This window comes from Methylocystis sp. S23, assembly GCF_054106005.1.
The window spans coordinates 1,631,891-1,648,309 of the sequence record NZ_CM134185.1; the positions used below are offsets into that span (position 1 = coordinate 1,631,891).

The 16,419-nt window shown below is 66.2% G+C and carries 18 protein-coding genes; 10 read left to right on the forward strand and 8 right to left on the reverse strand.

The features are described from left to right. The first annotated feature begins 368 nt into the window (after positions 1-368). The 3 genes from ACV7JP_RS08100 (at position 369) to ACV7JP_RS08110 (ending at position 2,977) form a co-directional block, all read left to right on the forward strand. Complete coding sequence (locus ACV7JP_RS08100) at positions 369-599, forward strand: FmdB family zinc ribbon protein (protein WP_457798717.1); 231 nt, start codon at positions 369-371, stop codon at positions 597-599. 163 nt (positions 600-762) lie between these two features. After that, positions 763-2,694 carry a cobaltochelatase subunit CobT gene (gene cobT / locus ACV7JP_RS08105; protein WP_457798718.1) on the forward strand — a complete coding sequence of 644 codons (1,932 nt, stop codon included), beginning with the start codon at positions 763-765 and terminating at the stop codon, positions 2,692-2,694. Between the two features lie 157 nt (positions 2,695-2,851). Beyond that, on the forward strand, positions 2,852-2,977 hold the full coding sequence (locus ACV7JP_RS08110; RefSeq protein WP_457798719.1) for a hypothetical protein: 126 nt from the start codon (positions 2,852-2,854) through the stop codon (positions 2,975-2,977). A 47-nt stretch (positions 2,978-3,024) separates the two neighbouring features. On the opposite strand, the gene ACV7JP_RS08115 is transcribed toward ACV7JP_RS08110, so the two are convergent. Both ACV7JP_RS08115 and ACV7JP_RS08120 read right to left on the reverse strand, forming a co-directional pair. Continuing rightward, positions 3,025-3,816, reverse strand: a complete 792-nt coding sequence (locus tag ACV7JP_RS08115; RefSeq protein WP_457798720.1) for a quinoprotein dehydrogenase-associated SoxYZ-like carrier — start codon at positions 3,814-3,816, stop codon at positions 3,025-3,027. Between the two features lie 62 nt (positions 3,817-3,878). Next, complete coding sequence (locus tag ACV7JP_RS08120) at positions 3,879-4,814, reverse strand: quinoprotein relay system zinc metallohydrolase 2 (protein ID WP_457798721.1); 936 nt, start codon at positions 4,812-4,814, stop codon at positions 3,879-3,881. Between the two features lie 284 nt (positions 4,815-5,098). Between ACV7JP_RS08120 and ACV7JP_RS08125 the strand changes: the two genes are divergently transcribed. The 4 genes from ACV7JP_RS08125 (at position 5,099) to ACV7JP_RS08140 (ending at position 9,326) form a co-directional block, all read left to right on the forward strand. After that, complete coding sequence (locus ACV7JP_RS08125) at positions 5,099-6,964, forward strand: methanol/ethanol family PQQ-dependent dehydrogenase (protein WP_457798722.1); 1,866 nt, start codon at positions 5,099-5,101, stop codon at positions 6,962-6,964. 157 nt (positions 6,965-7,121) lie between these two features. Beyond that, complete coding sequence (locus tag ACV7JP_RS08130) at positions 7,122-7,589, forward strand: c-type cytochrome, methanol metabolism-related (protein ID WP_457799047.1); 468 nt, start codon at positions 7,122-7,124, stop codon at positions 7,587-7,589. A gap of 382 nt (positions 7,590-7,971) precedes the next feature. Further along, positions 7,972-8,778 carry a substrate-binding domain-containing protein gene (locus ACV7JP_RS08135; RefSeq protein ID WP_457799048.1) on the forward strand — a complete coding sequence of 269 codons (807 nt, stop codon included), beginning with the start codon at positions 7,972-7,974 and terminating at the stop codon, positions 8,776-8,778. After that, positions 8,775-9,326, forward strand: a complete 552-nt coding sequence (locus ACV7JP_RS08140; protein WP_457798723.1) for a PQQ-dependent catabolism-associated CXXCW motif protein — start codon at positions 8,775-8,777, stop codon at positions 9,324-9,326. Before ACV7JP_RS08135 ends, ACV7JP_RS08140 begins: the two co-directional genes overlap by 4 nt. A 280-nt stretch (positions 9,327-9,606) precedes the next feature. Here the strand turns inward: ACV7JP_RS08140 and ACV7JP_RS08145 are convergent, their stop codons facing one another. Further along, positions 9,607-10,251 (reverse strand): hypothetical protein, encoded by a 645-nt coding sequence (locus ACV7JP_RS08145; protein ID WP_457798724.1) that lies wholly within the window; start codon positions 10,249-10,251, stop codon positions 9,607-9,609. Between ACV7JP_RS08145 and ACV7JP_RS08150 the strand changes: the two genes are divergently transcribed. Further along, positions 10,250-10,951 carry a HisA/HisF-related TIM barrel protein gene (locus tag ACV7JP_RS08150; protein WP_457798725.1) on the forward strand — a complete coding sequence of 234 codons (702 nt, stop codon included), beginning with the start codon at positions 10,250-10,252 and terminating at the stop codon, positions 10,949-10,951. The genes ACV7JP_RS08145 and ACV7JP_RS08150 overlap by 2 nt on opposite strands. Positions 10,952-10,999: 48 nt before the next feature. On the opposite strand, the gene fae (ACV7JP_RS08155) is transcribed toward ACV7JP_RS08150, so the two are convergent. The 5 genes from fae (ACV7JP_RS08155) to mch all read right to left on the reverse strand — a co-directional run bounded on the left by fae (ACV7JP_RS08155) (position 11,000) and on the right by mch (position 15,392). Beyond that, positions 11,000-11,572, reverse strand: a complete 573-nt coding sequence (fae, locus tag ACV7JP_RS08155; protein WP_457798726.1) for a formaldehyde-activating enzyme — start codon at positions 11,570-11,572, stop codon at positions 11,000-11,002. Positions 11,573-11,741: 169 nt separating this feature from the next. Beyond that, a complete protein-coding gene (fae, locus tag ACV7JP_RS08160) occupies positions 11,742-12,251 on the reverse strand; it encodes a formaldehyde-activating enzyme (protein WP_457795917.1) in 510 nt (169 codons plus the stop codon). Positions 12,252-12,390: 139 nt separating this feature from the next. Beyond that, positions 12,391-13,323: a triphosphoribosyl-dephospho-CoA synthase gene (locus ACV7JP_RS08165; RefSeq protein WP_457798727.1), complete on the reverse strand. Its 933-nt coding sequence runs from the start codon at positions 13,321-13,323 to the stop codon at positions 12,391-12,393. A gap of 60 nt (positions 13,324-13,383) precedes the next feature. Further along, positions 13,384-14,340: a RimK family alpha-L-glutamate ligase gene (locus ACV7JP_RS08170; protein WP_457798728.1), complete on the reverse strand. Its 957-nt coding sequence runs from the start codon at positions 14,338-14,340 to the stop codon at positions 13,384-13,386. Between the two features lie 74 nt (positions 14,341-14,414). Next, a complete protein-coding gene (gene mch, locus ACV7JP_RS08175; RefSeq protein WP_457798729.1) occupies positions 14,415-15,392 on the reverse strand; it encodes a methenyltetrahydromethanopterin cyclohydrolase in 978 nt (325 codons plus the stop codon). Between the two features lie 224 nt (positions 15,393-15,616). On the opposite strand from mch, the gene ACV7JP_RS08180 reads away from it, so the two are divergent. Continuing rightward, positions 15,617-15,775, forward strand: coding sequence for a hypothetical protein (locus tag ACV7JP_RS08180; RefSeq protein WP_457798730.1), 159 nt, complete (start codon positions 15,617-15,619; stop codon positions 15,773-15,775). Between the two features lie 379 nt (positions 15,776-16,154). Then, entirely contained in the window at positions 16,155-16,343 is a 189-nt protein-coding gene (locus tag ACV7JP_RS08185; protein ID WP_457798731.1) for a hypothetical protein, read from the forward strand. Positions 16,344-16,419: the final 76 nt, after the last annotated feature.

The following is a 16,419-nucleotide window of genomic DNA, read 5'->3' on the forward strand; positions in this document are numbered from 1 at the left end:
GAGAAAGGCTACTGCGAAAAAGAGAACGCCAAAGAAAGCGGCGACGCGCAAGAGCAAGCCAACCGCTGGCCGCGCTCGCGCCTTGGCGATCGGAGGCGCGCCTTCGCCCCGGGCGCATGTCGAATTCCGGGTTATTACGATCGATTCTAATCTCGTATGGGTATTCACACGATCGTCGCCAAACGGACGGTGGGGGCAGCCCCAGAGAATGACCAGAGCGGATGCGCTGAGATTGATCAACGGAGCGCCTTGACTTCACCTCTCGTACGGCCCTGACAATTGGACGGGTTAGAATTGTCATCGCGCGCTCTTGTGGTGGAATATTTCTTGCTTTCCTCCCCGCGACGACCCTTCCCGCGAGGAGAATCATGCCGCTCTACGCCTATTCCTGTAACGATTGCGAGGCCGAGTTCGAGCTTCTGGTGCGCTCTTCCGACACGCCGGAATGCCCGGCCTGCCAGTCGCGGAAGCTGACGCAGCAGGTTTCCCGCATCTGCAAGGAGATCAAATATCCGGCCATCGCCAAATCCTGGCGCCGGCGCGCGGCCGCCGAGGGGGATTTGTCGAATTTCAGCAAGGCCGAGCGCGGGAAGCTTTGAGGCGTCTCGCCTGATTGGCGACACAGATCGTGAGCCCCGCTTCTCACCCCGCACGCGGGGAGAGGAGCGCGCGCGGGCCTTCATCAAGAGTCCGGCCAAACTGAACATCAACGATAACCCCTCCGACTTGCTCCTTTCCGCGCGCCCGCGCATATAGTGGCGAATGCCTCCCGCGCCGACGAACCGCCGCCCCGCAACTCCCAAGGAAGCCCCGCAGGAGCCCTTCAAGAGGGCCGTCGCCGGCGCCATGCGCGCCATGGCGAAGTCGCCCAAGCTCGAAGTGAGCTTCGCGCCCGAGCGGCCTTCGCTGATTCAGACGGACGAAGGCGCCAAGGCGCGGATCACGGAGCCGTCGAGAAAGCTCACCGTCAAGGAGGCCGCGATCATGCGCGGCCAGGCCGACTCGCTCGCGCTGCGCCTCGCCTGCCATGATGACCTCGTGCATCGCCGCTACGCGCCGGAGACGCTCGAAGCCCGCGCCGCCTTCGACGCCATGGAGCAGGCGCGCGTCGAGTCGATCGGCGCGCGCCGCATGGCCGGCGTCGCCGCCAATATCGGCGCGATGCTGGAGGATCGCTATACGCGCAGCCACTCGGAAAAGATCGTGAGCCGCGACGACGCCCCGCTCGAGGACGCGCTCGCTTTGATGGCGCGCGAGCGTCTCACCGGCCTCGCGCCGCCGCCCCATGGCGCGAAGATCGTCGAGTTCTGGCGCGACCTCGTCGAGGCGCGCGCCGGCGGCGACCTCAACCGGCTCGTCGGCGCCGTCGAGGACCAGAAGCATTTCGCCCAGATCGTGCGCGAGCTCCTGTCCCATCTCGACATGGCCGGCGCCCAGGCGCCGGAGGAGACCGAGGCCGAGGACGATACGGAAGAGACCCCCCAGAACCCGGACGAGAGCGAAGAGCGGCAGCAGGAAGAGGACAAGGCGAAAAGCGCCGCCGAGATGGAGACGGCGCTCGCCGCCGAGGATTCCGAGCAGGAGGGCGAGAGCGAATCGGCCGAGGCGCCTTATGGCGAAACCGCCGAGGAGTCGGAGGATGGCGATCTCGAGGAAGCTTCGGACGCCCGCCGCCCCGCCACGACCAACGCCGACCGCTCGGGCGCGGATTATCACGCCTATACCAACCGCTTCGACGAGACCGTGCGCGCCGAGGAGCTTTGCGACGCGGAGGAGCTCGACCGGCTGCGCGCCTATCTCGACAAGCAGCTCCTGCATCTCTCCTCGGTCGTCGGCCGGCTGGCCAACCGCCTGCAGCGCCGGCTGATGGCGCAGCAGAGCCGAAGCTGGGAGTTCGACCTCGAAGAGGGCATGCTCGACCCCGCCCGCCTGCCGCGCATCATCATCGACCCGCAGCAGCCTCTGTCCTTCAAGCGCGAGAAGGACATGGAGTTCCGCGACACGGTCGTGACGCTGCTGCTCGATAATTCGGGCTCCATGCGCGGGCGCCCGATCACGGTCGCGGCGACCTGCGCCGACATTCTCGCCCGCACGCTGGAGCGCTGCGGCGTGAAGGTCGAGATTCTCGGCTTCACCACCCGCGCCTGGAAGGGCGGCCAGTCGCGCGAGCTATGGATCAATGAGGGCAAGAAGCCCAATCCGGGCCGCCTCAACGACATCCGCCACATCATCTACAAGGCGGCCGACGCCCCCTGGCGGCGCGCGCGGCGCAATCTTGGCCTGATGATGCGCGAGGGACTGCTCAAGGAGAATATTGACGGCGAGGCGCTGGACTGGGCGCATCGCCGGCTGCTGGCGCGGCCCGAGCAGCGGCGCATTCTGATGATGATCTCCGACGGCGCGCCGGTGGACGATTCGACGCTCTCGGTCAATCCGGGGAATTATCTCGAGCGCCATCTGCGCCAGATCATCCACGACATCGAGACCAAATCGCCCGTGGAGCTGATCGCCATCGGCATCGGCCATGACGTCACGCGCTATTATCGCCGCGCCGTGACCATTGTGGACGCCGAGGAGCTGGGCGGCGCCATGACGGAGAAGCTCGCCGAGCTCTTCAGCGAGAATAATGTAACGCCGCCGGCGCCCGCTCCGGCCCGCGCGCGCCCGGCGCCGCTCGTCGCGGCGCGCGCTTAACCGAAGCTTCACCATGGTTTCATATGACGGGTCCGCGATGAAAATGTCGCGGCGACGATTACAATTGAAACCAATTCCCACGGATGCGCGTTAATCAGGGCGCGCAAACGTCAGCGAGCGCGCGATAAACAAGCGTGGCTTTTCGGGAGTGAGTGAGATGGCGTTGGTCAGAAAGATGCGCCAGGAGGCGCCTGAATTCGAGAAAGTGGCTTGCGTGACGGCGATCTGCGCCCTGGCGACGCTGCCCTTGGCGTTTTGCGCGGCCGTCACCATCTTCGGCTGAGCCGGAAAGTTAGAGAAGGGAGCGCGGCGCTCCCTTTTGGCCATGCGCTACGACGCGTCGGCGATGGGCCATTCGCCCCGATAGACGCCCCCTTTATTGTCATGCGCGACGACGCGCAACGTCTTGGCGCCGTTCGGCGCATAGACGAAACGGAAATTCGGGTCTTCCGACAGGGAGATTCCGCCTTCCATCCTGAAGATCAGCGCATCGCCCTGCCAGACCTCGACGGCGTCGACATAATGCGCCGGCGTATAGGCGCGCGTGATCTGATCCATCTGCATGCCGGAATGATTGGGGTGGCGGATCATGATCTGCGCCTCGCGTCTTCCCGCGGCCGCGCTCTTGAACTCGCGATATTTCATCTTGCCCATATTGGCGAGCGCCTCGTCCGGGTCCTTGCCCGCGGGGGCCGAGCAGCCGCCGGAGGCCTTCACGAATTTGACTTCCGAATGCAGCCTGCCGTCGCGCGTCTCGGCCACGGCGTGGACATTGGTGTAGCTGTTCACCCGCACGCGCGTCTCGATGAAATCGACGCCCGCCTTCTCGCCGAATGTGAAGCTCGCGGCCATGGGCATGGGATTCTGGTCGATGACGAGCGTCGCCGCCTTCACTCCGGCCGGGTCGGCGAAATGCAGGGTCATGGGCACGATGGCCGCGTCCTCGGCGCGCTTGGGCGCGTCGAGCGAGATGGTCCCGTCGGCCGGCGCGATCTCCCGGCCCTGGAAAATATCCGTGACGAGGCCCGGCCAGGGATCGGGGGCGTCGGCCTCGGCGAGGGCGGAGGAGGCGAGAGCGGCGGCGAGCAGGACGGCGGCGAGCGCCGCGCGGGCGATGGACATGGATTTCCTCCCGGACTTTGGCGCGAGATTAGCGCAGGTCGGGGCGGGCGGGTGAGACAAAGTCACGGCCCCTCCCATTCCAGTTCCGCAAAGCCCGCCGTGACATTGCGGGCGTGGTAGTCGTCGAAGAGGCTCCATTTCCCGCGCTCCTCCGCGCCGACGCTTCGCGCCGCATCCGTCACGCTCCCGCCCTCCCCGATCGCCGCGCGCAGGCCTGCGGTGAGCCTCGTGAGATAGGCGCGCTCGTCGTCGAGCGCCTTGGGCCAGGGCGCGACCATCGGCCCATGTCCCGGCACGACGCGCTCGGCCTTGACGGCCGCGAGCTTGTCGGCGACGTCCAGAAAGCCGAGCAGGCTTCCGTCCACCACCGGCACATGCTGGAGAAAGAGCAGATCGCCGGCGAAGAGCGTGCCGGTCTTCGCATCGAGCGCGGTGAGGTCCGCCTCGCTATGGGCGGTGCGCCAGGCCCGCAGCGCGATCTCGCGCCCGCCGAGATCGAGCGTCGTCGAATCGGCGACGGTCAGCGTCGGCGCGACGATCGTGACGCCGTCAAGCGCGTCGCCCATGATCCGGCGGAAGGCGGCGAGATAATACGCGCCCCGGGCGCCGAGCGCGCGCGGCAGGTTCTTGTGGCCGACGAAAGTCGCGCCCGTCCCGACGAAGGCGCCGTTGCCGAAGACATGGTCGGGATGGGCGTGCGTATTGATGACGTAGCGGATGGGCTTTTGCGTCTTCTCTCGCAGCGCCGCGAGAAAGGCCTCGCCCTGAACGAGGCTCCCGCCCGTGTCGACGACCGCGACCGCCTCGTCGCCGACAATGGCGCCGATATTCGCGATGCCCCCGAGATTTTCCCGGCTCATCAGGGATGTTTCGCCCTGATGCGCATAGACGCCGGGGGCGATCTCGTCGAGCTTGAAAGTCGCGCCGGCCAATGCGGGAACGGCGCCGAAAAGGAGCGCGGCGACCGGCGCGGCAAAGGCCAAAAAACGACGCAACATCTTGATTTACCTTGGAGCTTCAGCGCCACGGAGGGTCATGCCGAGGCTTACGTTTTTTGCGATTGCGATTCAACCGCTCGCGACATATTATCCCGGCGTTTCCGAGTTAGAAGATGTCTCCCGGACGGGAACCGGGAGCAGCTCGACGCCATCGAGTTTTTCGCACGAACGGCGCGAGGCGAAAACGGAAAACGCCTTCCCAATGTCGAGGCGCCCTGAGAGGCGCGACGTCGGCGGCGGCGCAACGATAAGGCGCGCCGCGGCGTCGTCAGGAGGAAAAGCTCATGCATAAGCTGTTGTTGTCGACTTCAGTTGGTGTTCTCGCGCTGTTTGCCGCCGGGGCCGCGAACGCGGATGACGAGTTGCTGACGCTGTCGAAGGACCCGAAGCAGTGGGTTTCTCCGACGGGCGACTACGCCAATCTGCGTCATTCGGGCCTGAAGCAGATCACGGCGGAGAACGTCGGCAAGCTGGCTCCGGCCTGGCAGTTTTCGACGGGCGTATTGCGCGGGCATGAGGGGGCTCCGCTTGTTCTCAACAATGTTTCGGTGACGGATTCGTCGGGGAAGACGCTGACGACGGACGTGATGTATCTTCACACGCCGTTCCCGAACATTGTCTACGCGCTGGACGCGAAGGACCCGGCGCATCAGATCCTCTGGAAATATGAGCCCAAGCAGGATCCGTCGGTGGTTCCGGTGATGTGCTGCGACACGGTCAATCGCGGCCTCGCCTATGGCGACGGCAAGATCTTCCTGGCCCAGGCGGACACGACGCTGATCGCGCTCGACGCCAAGACCGGCAAGCTGGTCTGGTCGGTGAAGAACGGCGATCCGGCGAAGGGCCAGACCTCGACCGCGGCGCCGCATGTGTTCAAGGACAAGGTGCTGGTGGGCATCGCCGGCGGCGAGTTCGGCGTGCGCGGCCACATCACCGCCTACTCCATCAAGGACGGCAAGCAGGTGTGGCGCGGCTACTCCATGGGCCCGGACGCCGACACGCTGATCGAGCCGGGCAAGACCACCCATCTCGGCAAGCCGGTCGAGAAGGATTCGGGCATCACCACCTGGGAAGGCAATCAGTGGGAGACGGGCGGCGGCACCACCTGGGGCTGGTATAGCTACGATCCGGAGCTGAACCAGATCTTCTACGGCTCGGGCAATCCCTCGACCTGGAACCCGGTGCAGCGCCCGGGCGACAATCGCTGGTCGATGACGCTGTGGTCGCGCGACCTCGACACCGGCAAGGTGAAGTGGGTCTATCAGATGACGCCCCATGACGAATGGGACTATGACGGCATCAACGAGGTGATCCTCGCCGACCAGAACATTGGCGGCAAGACGGTGAAGACCGCCGTTCACTTCGACCGCAACGGCTTCGCCTATACGCTCGACCGCACCAATGGCGAGCTGCTGGTCGCCGAGAAATACGATCCGGCGGTGAACTGGGCGACGAAGGTCGATCTGGACAAGTCGTCCAAGACCTATGGGCGCCCGCTGGTCGTCGACAAATATTCGACGCAGCACAATGGCGAGGACACGAACACGCAGAACGTCTGCCCGGCGGCGCTGGGGTCGAAGGACGAGCAGCCGGCTTCCTACGATGCGGCGACGGGCCTGTTCCTGGTTCCGACGAACCATGTGTGCATGGACTATGAGCCGTTCCGCGTGAGCTACACGGCGGGCCAGCCCTATGTCGGCGCGACGCTGGAAATGTTCCCGGCGGGGAAGGTGCTGGGCGACGGCACGAACCACACGGGCAACTTCATCGCCTGGGACGCCAAGACGGGCAAGATCGTCTGGTCGAACAAGGAGCAGTTCTCGGCCTGGGGCGGCGCGGTGTCGACGGATGGCGGGGTGACCTTCTACGGGACGCTTGAGGGCTATCTGAAGGCGGTGGACACGAAGACCGGCAAGGAGCTTTACAAGTATAAGACGCCGTCGGGCATCATCGGCAACGTGATCACCTATGAATCGGCCGGCAAGCAGTATGTGGCGGTTCTGTCGGGCGTCGGCGGCTGGGCGGGCATCGGCCTCGCGGCCGGCCTGTCGAAGTCGAATGAAGGCCTCGGCGCGGTGGGCAACTACGCCTCGCTCGCCAATTACACCGCCCTCGGCGGCGTGCTGACCGTCTTCGCCCTGCCCAACTAAAGCAGGACGTAAGGTCGCACCGGGAAAAACTGGCGCTCGGCGTTCCCCTCATCTAAGGGTCACGCCGGGCGCCATCGTTTAGATGGTGAAGAAGAACCTGATTAGGGAGAGAATGATGAGATCGCCGCTTGCCGGGGCGCTGGCCCTGGGCGTCATGATGTTTGTGGGAACCTCCGCCATGGCCGAGGCGCCCGGAGATCCCAAGGCCGTCAAGTCCCAGGACGGCAAATATTTCGACGCGAAGGGCGATCCTACCTACAATGTCGGCGCCGACGGCACGGTCGATTGGTACACCTTCTCCGGCTATCGCCGTTATCACGCCGAATGCCATGTCTGCCACGGCCCGAATGGCGGCGGCTCGACCTACGCTCCGGCGCTCAAGGAGTCGGTGAAGCGCTTCAACTACGCGGAATTCGCCGGCATCGTCATCGGCGGCCGTCAGAACGGCAACAGCGTCATGCCGGCCTTCGCCGACAACAAGAACGCCGTCTGCTATATTGACGACCTCTATGTGTATCTGCGCGCGCTTTCGACCGGCGCGGTCCAGCCCGGCCGTCCGGAGAAGAAGGAGGCCCGTCCCGAGGCCTTCGCCAAGGCCGAAGCCGCCTGCATGAGCGGCAAGTAAGGGCGCCCGCCGCCGGGACGGCCTTCATCTGAATTGCAACGACCCGGCGGCGATGTCGCCGGGTCGTCTGCGTTCCGGGAAGCCGTCCTTGCCCGGCCCGAAAGTCACGCCGACCGGCGAGCGCAGGGATGTTTCCGGCCGGAGCGACGGTTTCTATATTCGGGTCCGATCCGCCGGCGTGGTTCATCGCCGCCGGCCGGATCACGCCGCGACCGCGCAATCGCGGACCCGCTTTTTCGCCGCGCGCTCCAGCCGCGTGGGGGGCCGTCGACAACAGGAGTTATCTCGCGTGAACCGATCCGCCTTTCTCCGTCGCGCCTGGCGCCCGCCATTCCTCGCCTTGGTTCTGAGCGTCGCGGCCGCTTCCGCTCCCGCCCAGCATATGGGTCCCGACGCCGGCGCAAAGGGCTCGGACAACGCCGCCGGCATCGAGCTGATCGATCCGAAAGTGCTGCGCGTCTGCGCCGATCCGAACAATCTCCCCTTCTCCAACGAGAGCGGGGAAGGCTTCGAAAACAGGATCGCAGAGCTTCTCGCCGCCAAGCTCCACAAGGAGCTCGCCTACGCCTTCTATCCCGGCGCGACGGGCTTCGTGCGCAATACGCTCAATGCGCATCTCTGCGACGTCATTCTCGGCATGCCGCAGGGCAACGACCTCGTTCAGGCCACCAATCCCTATTACCGCACCACCTACGCCATCGTGACCCGCGCGGGCTCCGATCTCGACGGGATTCAAAATCTCGATGATCCGCGCCTGAAGGAAAAGAAGGGCCGCATCGGCCTCGTGGCCAATACGCCGCCGGGCAACGTCCTTGCCAGGAACGGCATGATCGGCCTCGTGAAGCCCTATCCGCTGATGATCGATACGCGCGTCGAATCCTCGAGCGCCGCGATGATTCACGATCTCGAGACCGGCGCCATCGACGCGGCGCTGCTTTGGGGGCCGATCGCGGGCTATTACGCCAAGAAGTCGAGCGCGAAGCTCGATGTCGCGCCGCTCCCGGAGACGCCCGGCGCGCGCATGGCCTTCCGAATCGCCTTCGGCGTCCGCCATTCGGACCAGAACTGGAAGCGCGAGCTCAATACGCTTCTCGCCCAGAACAAATCCGAGATCGACAGGATCCTCGCCGATTATGGCGTGCCCATGCTCGACGAGGCCGGCCAGCCGGCCCAAAAGGCGCCGAAATGAGGCGCCTCGCTCTCGCGGCGCTCCTTCCGCCGCTCGTCTCGCTTGCGCAGGCGGAGACCGGGAGGCGGCCGCCCGAGCCCGACGGCTACCGCATGGACGCCTATCGCGCGCCCGTGCCGGCGACGCTGAAAGGCGCGACGGTCGTCGACACGGCCGGGGCCTTCGAGCTGTGGCGGTCGAAAGCGGCGGTCTTCGTCGACGTCCTGCCGCATGCCCCCAAGCCCGAAGGATTGCCGAGGAACGCGGTATGGCGCGAGCAGCCGCGCTTCGACATACCCGGCGGCGTCTGGCTTCCGGACACGGGCTTCGGCGCGCTCTCGGAGACGACGCGGCGCTACTTCGAAAAGGGGCTCGAAAAGGCGACCGGCGCGGACAGGGCGAAGCCGCTCGTCTTCTATTGCCTGACGGATTGCTGGATGTCCTGGAACGCCGCCAAGCGCGCCCTGACGCTCGGCTATGCAAATGTTTCCTGGTATCCCGAGGGCGCGGACGGCTGGGCGAAGGCCGAACATCCGCTGGAGGAGAAGAAGCCGGAGCCGCGGGAATAGGTCATCGCGAGCGATGCGATCGGGGCGAAGGACGGTGTGAGGAAACCCTCGCCGGATCGCCCTCGTCCCTTCTGCGGTTTTTCCTTGTCGCTTTGCGATAACGCTCACGGCGTCATTGCGAGCGAAGCGACGCAATCCAGAGCCATATCACGGCTCTGGATTGCTTCGTCGCTTACGCTCTTCGCAATGACGGGGGCTCTCGCCGGGAATCCCGGCGTCCGCGCTGCGAAGCGCCCGGATTGCCTTCGGCTCGCGGGGGCGTCGCGGCGAGGCGATCAGGCTACTCCATCTCCGAGGAAATCCTGCGCGCCAGCGCGCCGAGGCGCTGCTCGATCAGCGCCGGGCTTTCGCAGACATAGGCCACCATCTTACGCTGCTCGTCGAAGAGGCGGACGCGCCATTGCAGCGTCTCGGCGGCCTTCTTGACGGCCTCCGGCTCCGGCGGCTTCTTGTTTTGCAGATCGTAGAAGGCCTGCGTCTCCTCGCGCGTCTTCTCGGCCATTTCCTTGAGGCGGCGGCCGAATCGGTCGAGGCCGTTCACGACCTCCAGCCGCTCGCCGTTCATGCGTTCATAGAGGCCCGCGAAAAGCAGGGTCAGGCGCGGCTTGCGATTTGCGCCGGCGTCTCTCGCAAAATCGGCGACGAGCCTTTCCGCTTCCTCCAGCGGCGTGCGGCGCGGCGCGATGCGGGCGACGAGATCGGCGACGCCGGGATCGTCGCGCCAGCTTTTTCTCTCCTGCTCGATCGAGGGTCCGCTCCAGACGCCGCCAAGCGCGATCTCGGGAACGCGCACGGCCTTGCAGGGCCAGTCGCCCTGCATCGTCTGGGCGGCGCCGGGCGCTCCCCCGAGCGCGAGAAGGAAAAGCGTGACGAAAGGGAGGAGACAGGTCGTTCGCGGCGTCGGCATGCGCTTATAATGCCTCATGCAGGTCATTCCCGTCATCGACATTCGCAACGGCGCCGCCATGCGCGCCGTGGCCGGCCGGCGCGACGAATATGCGCCGATCGAAACGCCGCTCGCCGCGACGAGCGCGCCGCTCGACGTGGCGCGCGGGCTCCTGTCGCTTTATCCCTTCGAAACGCTCTATATCGCCGATCTCGACGCAATCGAAGGACGCGGCGACAATTCCGCCGCGATCGACCAAATCACGTCCGCGCTCCCGCAGCTTCGCTTCTGGGTCGACGCCGGGATCAAGAACTGGGAGCAAGCGCCGAACCGCGCGCGGCCGGCGCGCGTCGACCTCGTGCTCGGAAGCGAGAATTGCCGGGACGCGCCGTCTTTCCCGATATTGCGGGACGACGCCCGCATCATTCTCTCGCTGGATTTCATGGGCGAGCAATTTCTGGGTCATCCCTCCCTGTTGGAATTCGAGGCCGGCTGGCCGCGGCGGCTCATCGTCATGACGCTCGCGCGCGTCGGCGCGAATGCCGGGCCCGACTTTGCGCGCCTCGGCGCGATCGCCGCACGCGCGCAAGGACGCGGCGTCTATGCCGCGGGCGGCGTGCGCGGCGGGGCGGATCTGCTGGCGCTCGAAAAGGCCGGAGCCGCGGGCGCGCTCGTCGCGAGCGCGCTGCATGACGGGCGGCTCACGCGCGCGGATCTCTCCCGCCTCGCCGAAAAATGAAAGGGGAGCCGCGCGGGCTCCCCTTTGTGATCGCGATTGGCGTCGCGATTAGTTCGCGGCGAAGGGATGTTTCGCGGTGACGCGCTCCTGGACGACGCGCTCGGCCTTGGGGTCGCCCTTCATCGCGCGGGCGATGGCCTCCTTCGTGGCCTGATAGTTGAAGTCCTGGATCTTCTGGTCGTCATTGGCGTCCCAGTGAATGAAGACGCCGACGCAGATGAAGAGGTCTTCAGCCTTTTCGAGCGGAATGACGCCTTCGGCGACCGAATCGGCGACGGCCTTGGCGACGCCGTGCTGCGCCGGACCGAACATCTGAACCGCCTGCTTGGCGTTCTTGATGGTCACCTTGTTGAACATCATGGTGTAGGGCTTGACGAGCAGATTCGGCGCGATGACCGCGAGCAGCGTCGTGAAGCCGTCCTTGTTGTTGACGAGGCCGTTGGCGAAAGCCTTCTCGGCCGCCGAGCCGCGCGGACCCATGATCAGGTCGATATGGGCGACTTCATTGCCGTCGCCGACGAGCGACTCGCCGACGCCGGTCCTCGCGCTGGAGGAGCCGCCAAAGCCCGTCGCCGGCTTCGGAAACAGCGCGCCCAGAATCTTTTCAAAGAAAGAAGCCATTGTTCTCATCCCTCCCGGCGCCATTCGCGTCCTGCGGCGTCTTGTTGTTCGCGCACGCGCGGAGCCCGATTCATTTTATCAGACGCCCGGCTTGCGCGGCGTCTCTCGAACGGCCGAACGGGGAGCCGGCGGACGGCTCCCCGAAGCGCGACCCAATCGGCGCCCGAACTCAGTTCGGGGCGAAGGGGTGCTTGGCCTCGTTGCGCTTGGCGACGACCTCGGCGGCCTTGGGCTCGCCGGCGATGGCGCGGGCGATGGCTTCCTTCGTGGCCTGATAGTTGTAGTCCTGGATCTTCTTGTCGTCGTTGGCGTCCCAGTGGATGAACACGCCGACGGAGATGAAGAGGTCGTCCGCCTCGTCGACGGGGATCACGCCCTCGGCGACCGAGTCGGCGACGGCCTTGGCGACGCCGTGCTGGGCCGGGCCGAACATCTGGACGGCCTGCTTGGCGCCCTTGATGGTGACCTTGTTGAAGAGGATCGTGTTGGGCTTGCAGAGCAGGTTCGGGGCGACGACCGCGAGCAGGGTCGTGAAGCCGTCCTTGTTGTTGACGAGCGCGTTCGCGAAAGCGAGCTCGGCGGCCGAGCCGCGCGGGCCCAGGATCAGGTCGATGTGAGCGACTTCATTGCCCTCGCCGACGAGCGACTCGCCCACCAGCATCTTGTTGATCTTCGCCATGTGCGTTTCCTTTCCAGTTCCCCCTGAGCGTTTCGCGCGCTATGCGCCGCGAGCGCTCCTATCCTTCGTTTTCGGCGTCAGGCGAAAAGGCCCGACCGGTTGGCCAGATAGCCGCGAGACCACCCCGCGCGGCGCGGACTCAACCATTTTTGTGCGCGCTTGCCAAGATGGCCGTAAGGGAATCGGCGAAAAGAACGGCCACGGTCAGATCCGCGCTGGTGCCGGGATTGAGCCTGTTTTCCTTAAGCTTGCGATCATAGGCAAGCGCCAGCGCGAAGGCCTCGTCGCGCCCGGCGCCCGACATTTGGGCCATGCGCCGCGCCGCTTCCCTCCGCAAGGCGAGGGCGGCGTCGAGGCCGTATTTGCGCGCGACGTGGCTGTCGGGGAAGGCGGCCAGGAAGGCCATATAGACGTCGAGCGTCGCGCGCGGCGCGTCATGGCCCCGCCTCCGGGCGTCGCGGAGCGCGGCGAGGCCGGTCTCGAAAATATCGACGAAATCATGCGCATATTGGTAGCCGATGCGATCGCGGTCCGCCGAGGCGCGCATGGCTTCGAGCAATGTCACGTCGGCGGGGCCGGCGACGTCATGCGCCTCGGCCGAACCGAGCCCGGCGGGGCTTGCGCGCGAAATGGCGCGGAAGGCGGCGTCCGCGTCGCTTATGTCCAGCGCGGCGAGCACGCGCGCCGTCTCGCGGGAGAGATCGGGGCTTTCGGCGGTCAGCGCCGCATGGGCGAGCGGCGCGCAGAGCAGCACAATGCCGAGATTGGTGTTCTGGTTCACCGCCGCCCATGTGGCCTCCACCGCGCCGAGAATGCGGCTCCCGACGCTCAGGCCGGGCGCGGCGATGAAGGGCGCGGCGGCGCGGGCGCTCGCGATGAAATCGCCGGCCTCCATGCCGTGGCCGGGCGCGAAATGATGGACATTGCCCGGCTTGGGAGCCGCGAGCTCCGCCTCGCAGGCGGCGACGAAGGCGGCCGCGACATCCTCGCCTGCGGCGTGAGGGACGGGGGCGTTCTCCCTCTCCCCGCTTGCGGGGAGAGGGTGGGGGTGAGGGGCAGGGGGAAGAGTCAAATCTGTCGGCCCAAATCCGGGAACGCGTGGAAGATTGTCGATGACGCCTCGCCCCTCACCCTAGCCCTCTCCCCGCGACGCGGGGAGAGGGGACAAGCTCAGCGCGTCGGCCGCGAGCCGCTCGGCGATGGAGAAGGGCGTGATGCGCTGCAGGCCGCTCCAGCCGGGCATGGAGTTCACTTCCAGAACCATGGGCCGGCCCTCGGCGTTCACGATCAGATCGACGCCCGCCATGACCGTTCCCATCGCTTCCGAGGCGGCGAGCGCCATGTCGCGCGCCTCCGGCGTCGGTTCGGCCGCGACGGGCTTCGCGCCTTGCCGCACATTGGTGATCCAATGGCTGGAGCGCCGCTTCATGGCGGCGACGGCCTCCCCGCGTGAGACGAGGATGCGCATGTCCTCATAGGGCGGGCGGCTCGGGCCCACGAAGCGCTGAAGATAGAAAACCCCGCGCGCCTCCTCGGCGGAGGGAAGGTCGCTTTCTTTTTCGATGAGCCTTATGCCCCAGCCCTGCGCGCCGAAGAGCGGCTTCATGACGAGGGGGCCGTTCGGGCATTCGCGCCGAGCGATCGCCCGCGCCTGGGCGAGGCTTTGCGTGGCGAAGGTCTCGGGCGCGGGAACGCCCGCGCGGGCGAGCAGGAAGCTCGCCATGCTCTTGTCGGTGCAGCGCTCGATGGCGCGGGCGCCGTTGACGAGAGGTACGCCCAGCCGCTCCAGCGCATGCAGCACGCCGAGGCGCATGGTGATGGCCTCCAGCGAGCCGTCGCCGATGGCGCGCACAATGGCGAGGTCGGGGAGAGCGTGAAAGCCGGGAATGGCGAGGCCGTGGGGCCGGCTCGTGTCGATCCGGCAGGCGAAGAGCCGCACCGCGACCGGCGTCGCCCCCAGCGCGCGAAAGGCCGCGAGCGTGTGATCGACATGCCAGTCGAGCTTGTCGGTGAAGACGGCGACGCGGGGCCTCTCCCTCTCCCCGCTTGCGGGGAGAGGGCCGGGGTGAGGGGCAGGGGGATGACTCAAATCTTTCAACGCCGCCACTGACGCCCTGCCCCTCACCCTAACCCTCTCCCCGCAAGCGGGGAGAGGGGACAGGATCAGCCCCCGAAGGACTTGTCCAGCAGTTCCTCATTGATCTTGCCGGCGCGGAAGGTTTCGCCGGTCTCGACCGCGGTCACCAGCGCTTCGGCCGGCGAGAACAGGCTGCCGTCGATCTTGTAGAAATCGCCCTTGTAAGCCTTGAAGATCTCGGCGAAGGGCTGGCCGTAGTCCCGCGAATTGAAGCTCGGCAGCTTCTCGGCGAGCTCCCTGGCCGCGTCGGCCGGGCCCTTCACGAAGAGATGGGCGCGGCCGGCATAGATGATCGCGTCATTGGTGCGGCCCATCGCCGTCACGAAGTCCGGATGGGGCGGAGAGAGCGGCGCCGTGGCGATTCCGTCGATAATATTGTCGAGCGGGAAATGCAGCTCATGGGCCTTATGCAGCGCCACTTCGAGCACGCGGCCCACGACCTGCACGCCGCCCGCGAGCGACTGCGTCGGCGCATAGACGAAGGCGACCTTGTCGGGCGAGACGCCGGATTTGGCGGCGACCTTCTCCACGACCTCCTTGGGCGGCGGCGAGCCCGATTCGAGCACGATGGTCACGCGGCCGGCCTGGTCCTTGTAGGAAAGCTCCTCGAAGAGCTTCTCGACGCGCGCCTGGGCGCGGCCGGGGCCCGAGCCCAGCGCGAAGAACTTCTCGTGCGAAAGGCTCCAGCCGGCATATTGGCTGGCGAGGCAGGCGACGACCGGGTCGTTGCTGGCGACCGTCAGCCAGAACGGCCATTTGGCGGCGCCCGGCGCATGAGAGAGCGTGACCTTGCCGAGGCCGCCCATGCAGATTTCCGTGAGCAGCAGGCCGGCGTCGACGCCGCCCGCGGCCTTCGCGCCGGCGTCGATCAGCAATTCGCCGAGGCTGCCGCGGGAAACCGCGACGCGGTAGCGGTCGGCGCCGGCGACGAGCCGGTCGACGATCTCGCCCGCGAGAGTGTTGACGCTGGCCGTCACGCGGCCGGAATTGTCGCTTGCGCTCACTTGTGGTCCTTCCCTCGAAAATTTTGTGGATCTACCGTTCGCAATTTCGCTGCTTTAGAGCGAAACAGCGCCGCCGGCGGGTCGCGCGGGCGGAACTTATCGGGCTTTGCGGCCAAACGAAAGCGGCCAAAAGTCGCGAAGTTCCGACCGGCGTCGCATCGGCTTCATGGAAGCGTCATGAAACGCGCGTAGGCGCATCGCGGCGTCAATTCGGGACCGCCGACATGGACAATCGGGACATCGATCGATCGCCGGCCCGCGAGGCGAAGCCTGTCTCCGCCCGCGACCTCGCCATCGTGCTCTTCGCCATCGCGGCGGTCGTCTTCGCCAATCTGGGAGTGGTGCGCGCCCTCGACGCCGCGCTGGATACGATCCACCGCTGAGCCTGCCCATCGGCCGCATTCGAGCTATAGACGCGCCTTCTGCTTGTCTCGGCGGAAAAGCTTCCCCTTTTCAAGACGCTCAATCGGATTTTTTACGCGCCGTCACCCGAATGGGTGATTTAGCGCAGCCGGGCTGTGGCAGAATTTGGCGTCATTTTGACGTTGCTCATTCTCGACGATCGAGCGCATGCGGCGCGCCTTCAAGCGCAACCTGAATGTCGGGCCGGATGAATATCGGGAGCGTTTTCAGTCGACTTTCTAGGAAGAAATAGGAGCGGGCGATGCGGAGGCCTTCGAGCGCCACGTCGCGGCGCAGGCGGCGGCGATCGCGCAGCGCGCCGATTTCTGGAACCTTCTACGCGAGAAGCACGACAGGCGCGTGCGCGACGAGCGGGCGAAGCCGCTCGCGGCCTATCGCGCAGAGGAACTCGCTTGGATGAAGGTGAATTTCTTCGGGCCCGATCCCGCCTATCATCTCGCCCGCGAGAAATTCGTCTTCAAGGGGCGCGCGCCGTCAACGCGGCCGCCCCGCGCCGCCGCGCCCGAGCGCATGACGCTGGCGATGTAGGTTCGAATGAAGGACGTTTTCACCCTCTCCCCGCTTGCGGGAAGAGGGAGGCGGGCTCATTCCCTCTCCCCGCGAA

Coding starts and splice junctions, on each gene's coding strand:
- ACV7JP_RS08180 (WP_457798730.1), top strand. CDS start 15,617: ATGGACAATCGGGACATCGATCGATCGCCGGCCCGCGAGGCGAAGCCT.
- ACV7JP_RS08125 (WP_457798722.1), top strand. CDS start 5,099: ATGCATAAGCTGTTGTTGTCGACTTCAGTTGGTGTTCTCGCGCTGTTT.
- ACV7JP_RS08120 (WP_457798721.1), bottom strand. CDS start 4,814: ATGTTGCGTCGTTTTTTGGCCTTTGCCGCGCCGGTCGCCGCGCTCCTT.
- ACV7JP_RS08115 (WP_457798720.1), bottom strand. CDS start 3,816: ATGTCCATCGCCCGCGCGGCGCTCGCCGCCGTCCTGCTCGCCGCCGCT.
- ACV7JP_RS08140 (WP_457798723.1), top strand. CDS start 8,775: ATGAGGCGCCTCGCTCTCGCGGCGCTCCTTCCGCCGCTCGTCTCGCTT.
- ACV7JP_RS08150 (WP_457798725.1), top strand. CDS start 10,250: ATGCAGGTCATTCCCGTCATCGACATTCGCAACGGCGCCGCCATGCGC.
- ACV7JP_RS08130 (WP_457799047.1), top strand. CDS start 7,122: ATGTTTGTGGGAACCTCCGCCATGGCCGAGGCGCCCGGAGATCCCAAG.
- ACV7JP_RS08100 (WP_457798717.1), top strand. CDS start 369: ATGCCGCTCTACGCCTATTCCTGTAACGATTGCGAGGCCGAGTTCGAG.
- ACV7JP_RS08135 (WP_457799048.1), top strand. CDS start 7,972: ATGGGTCCCGACGCCGGCGCAAAGGGCTCGGACAACGCCGCCGGCATC.
- ACV7JP_RS08145 (WP_457798724.1), bottom strand. CDS start 10,251: ATGAGGCATTATAAGCGCATGCCGACGCCGCGAACGACCTGTCTCCTC.
- ACV7JP_RS08110 (WP_457798719.1), top strand. CDS start 2,852: ATGGCGTTGGTCAGAAAGATGCGCCAGGAGGCGCCTGAATTCGAGAAA.
- fae (WP_457798726.1), bottom strand. CDS start 11,572: ATGGCTTCTTTCTTTGAAAAGATTCTGGGCGCGCTGTTTCCGAAGCCG.
- fae (WP_457795917.1), bottom strand. CDS start 12,251: ATGGCGAAGATCAACAAGATGCTGGTGGGCGAGTCGCTCGTCGGCGAG.
- cobT (WP_457798718.1), top strand. CDS start 763: ATGCCTCCCGCGCCGACGAACCGCCGCCCCGCAACTCCCAAGGAAGCC.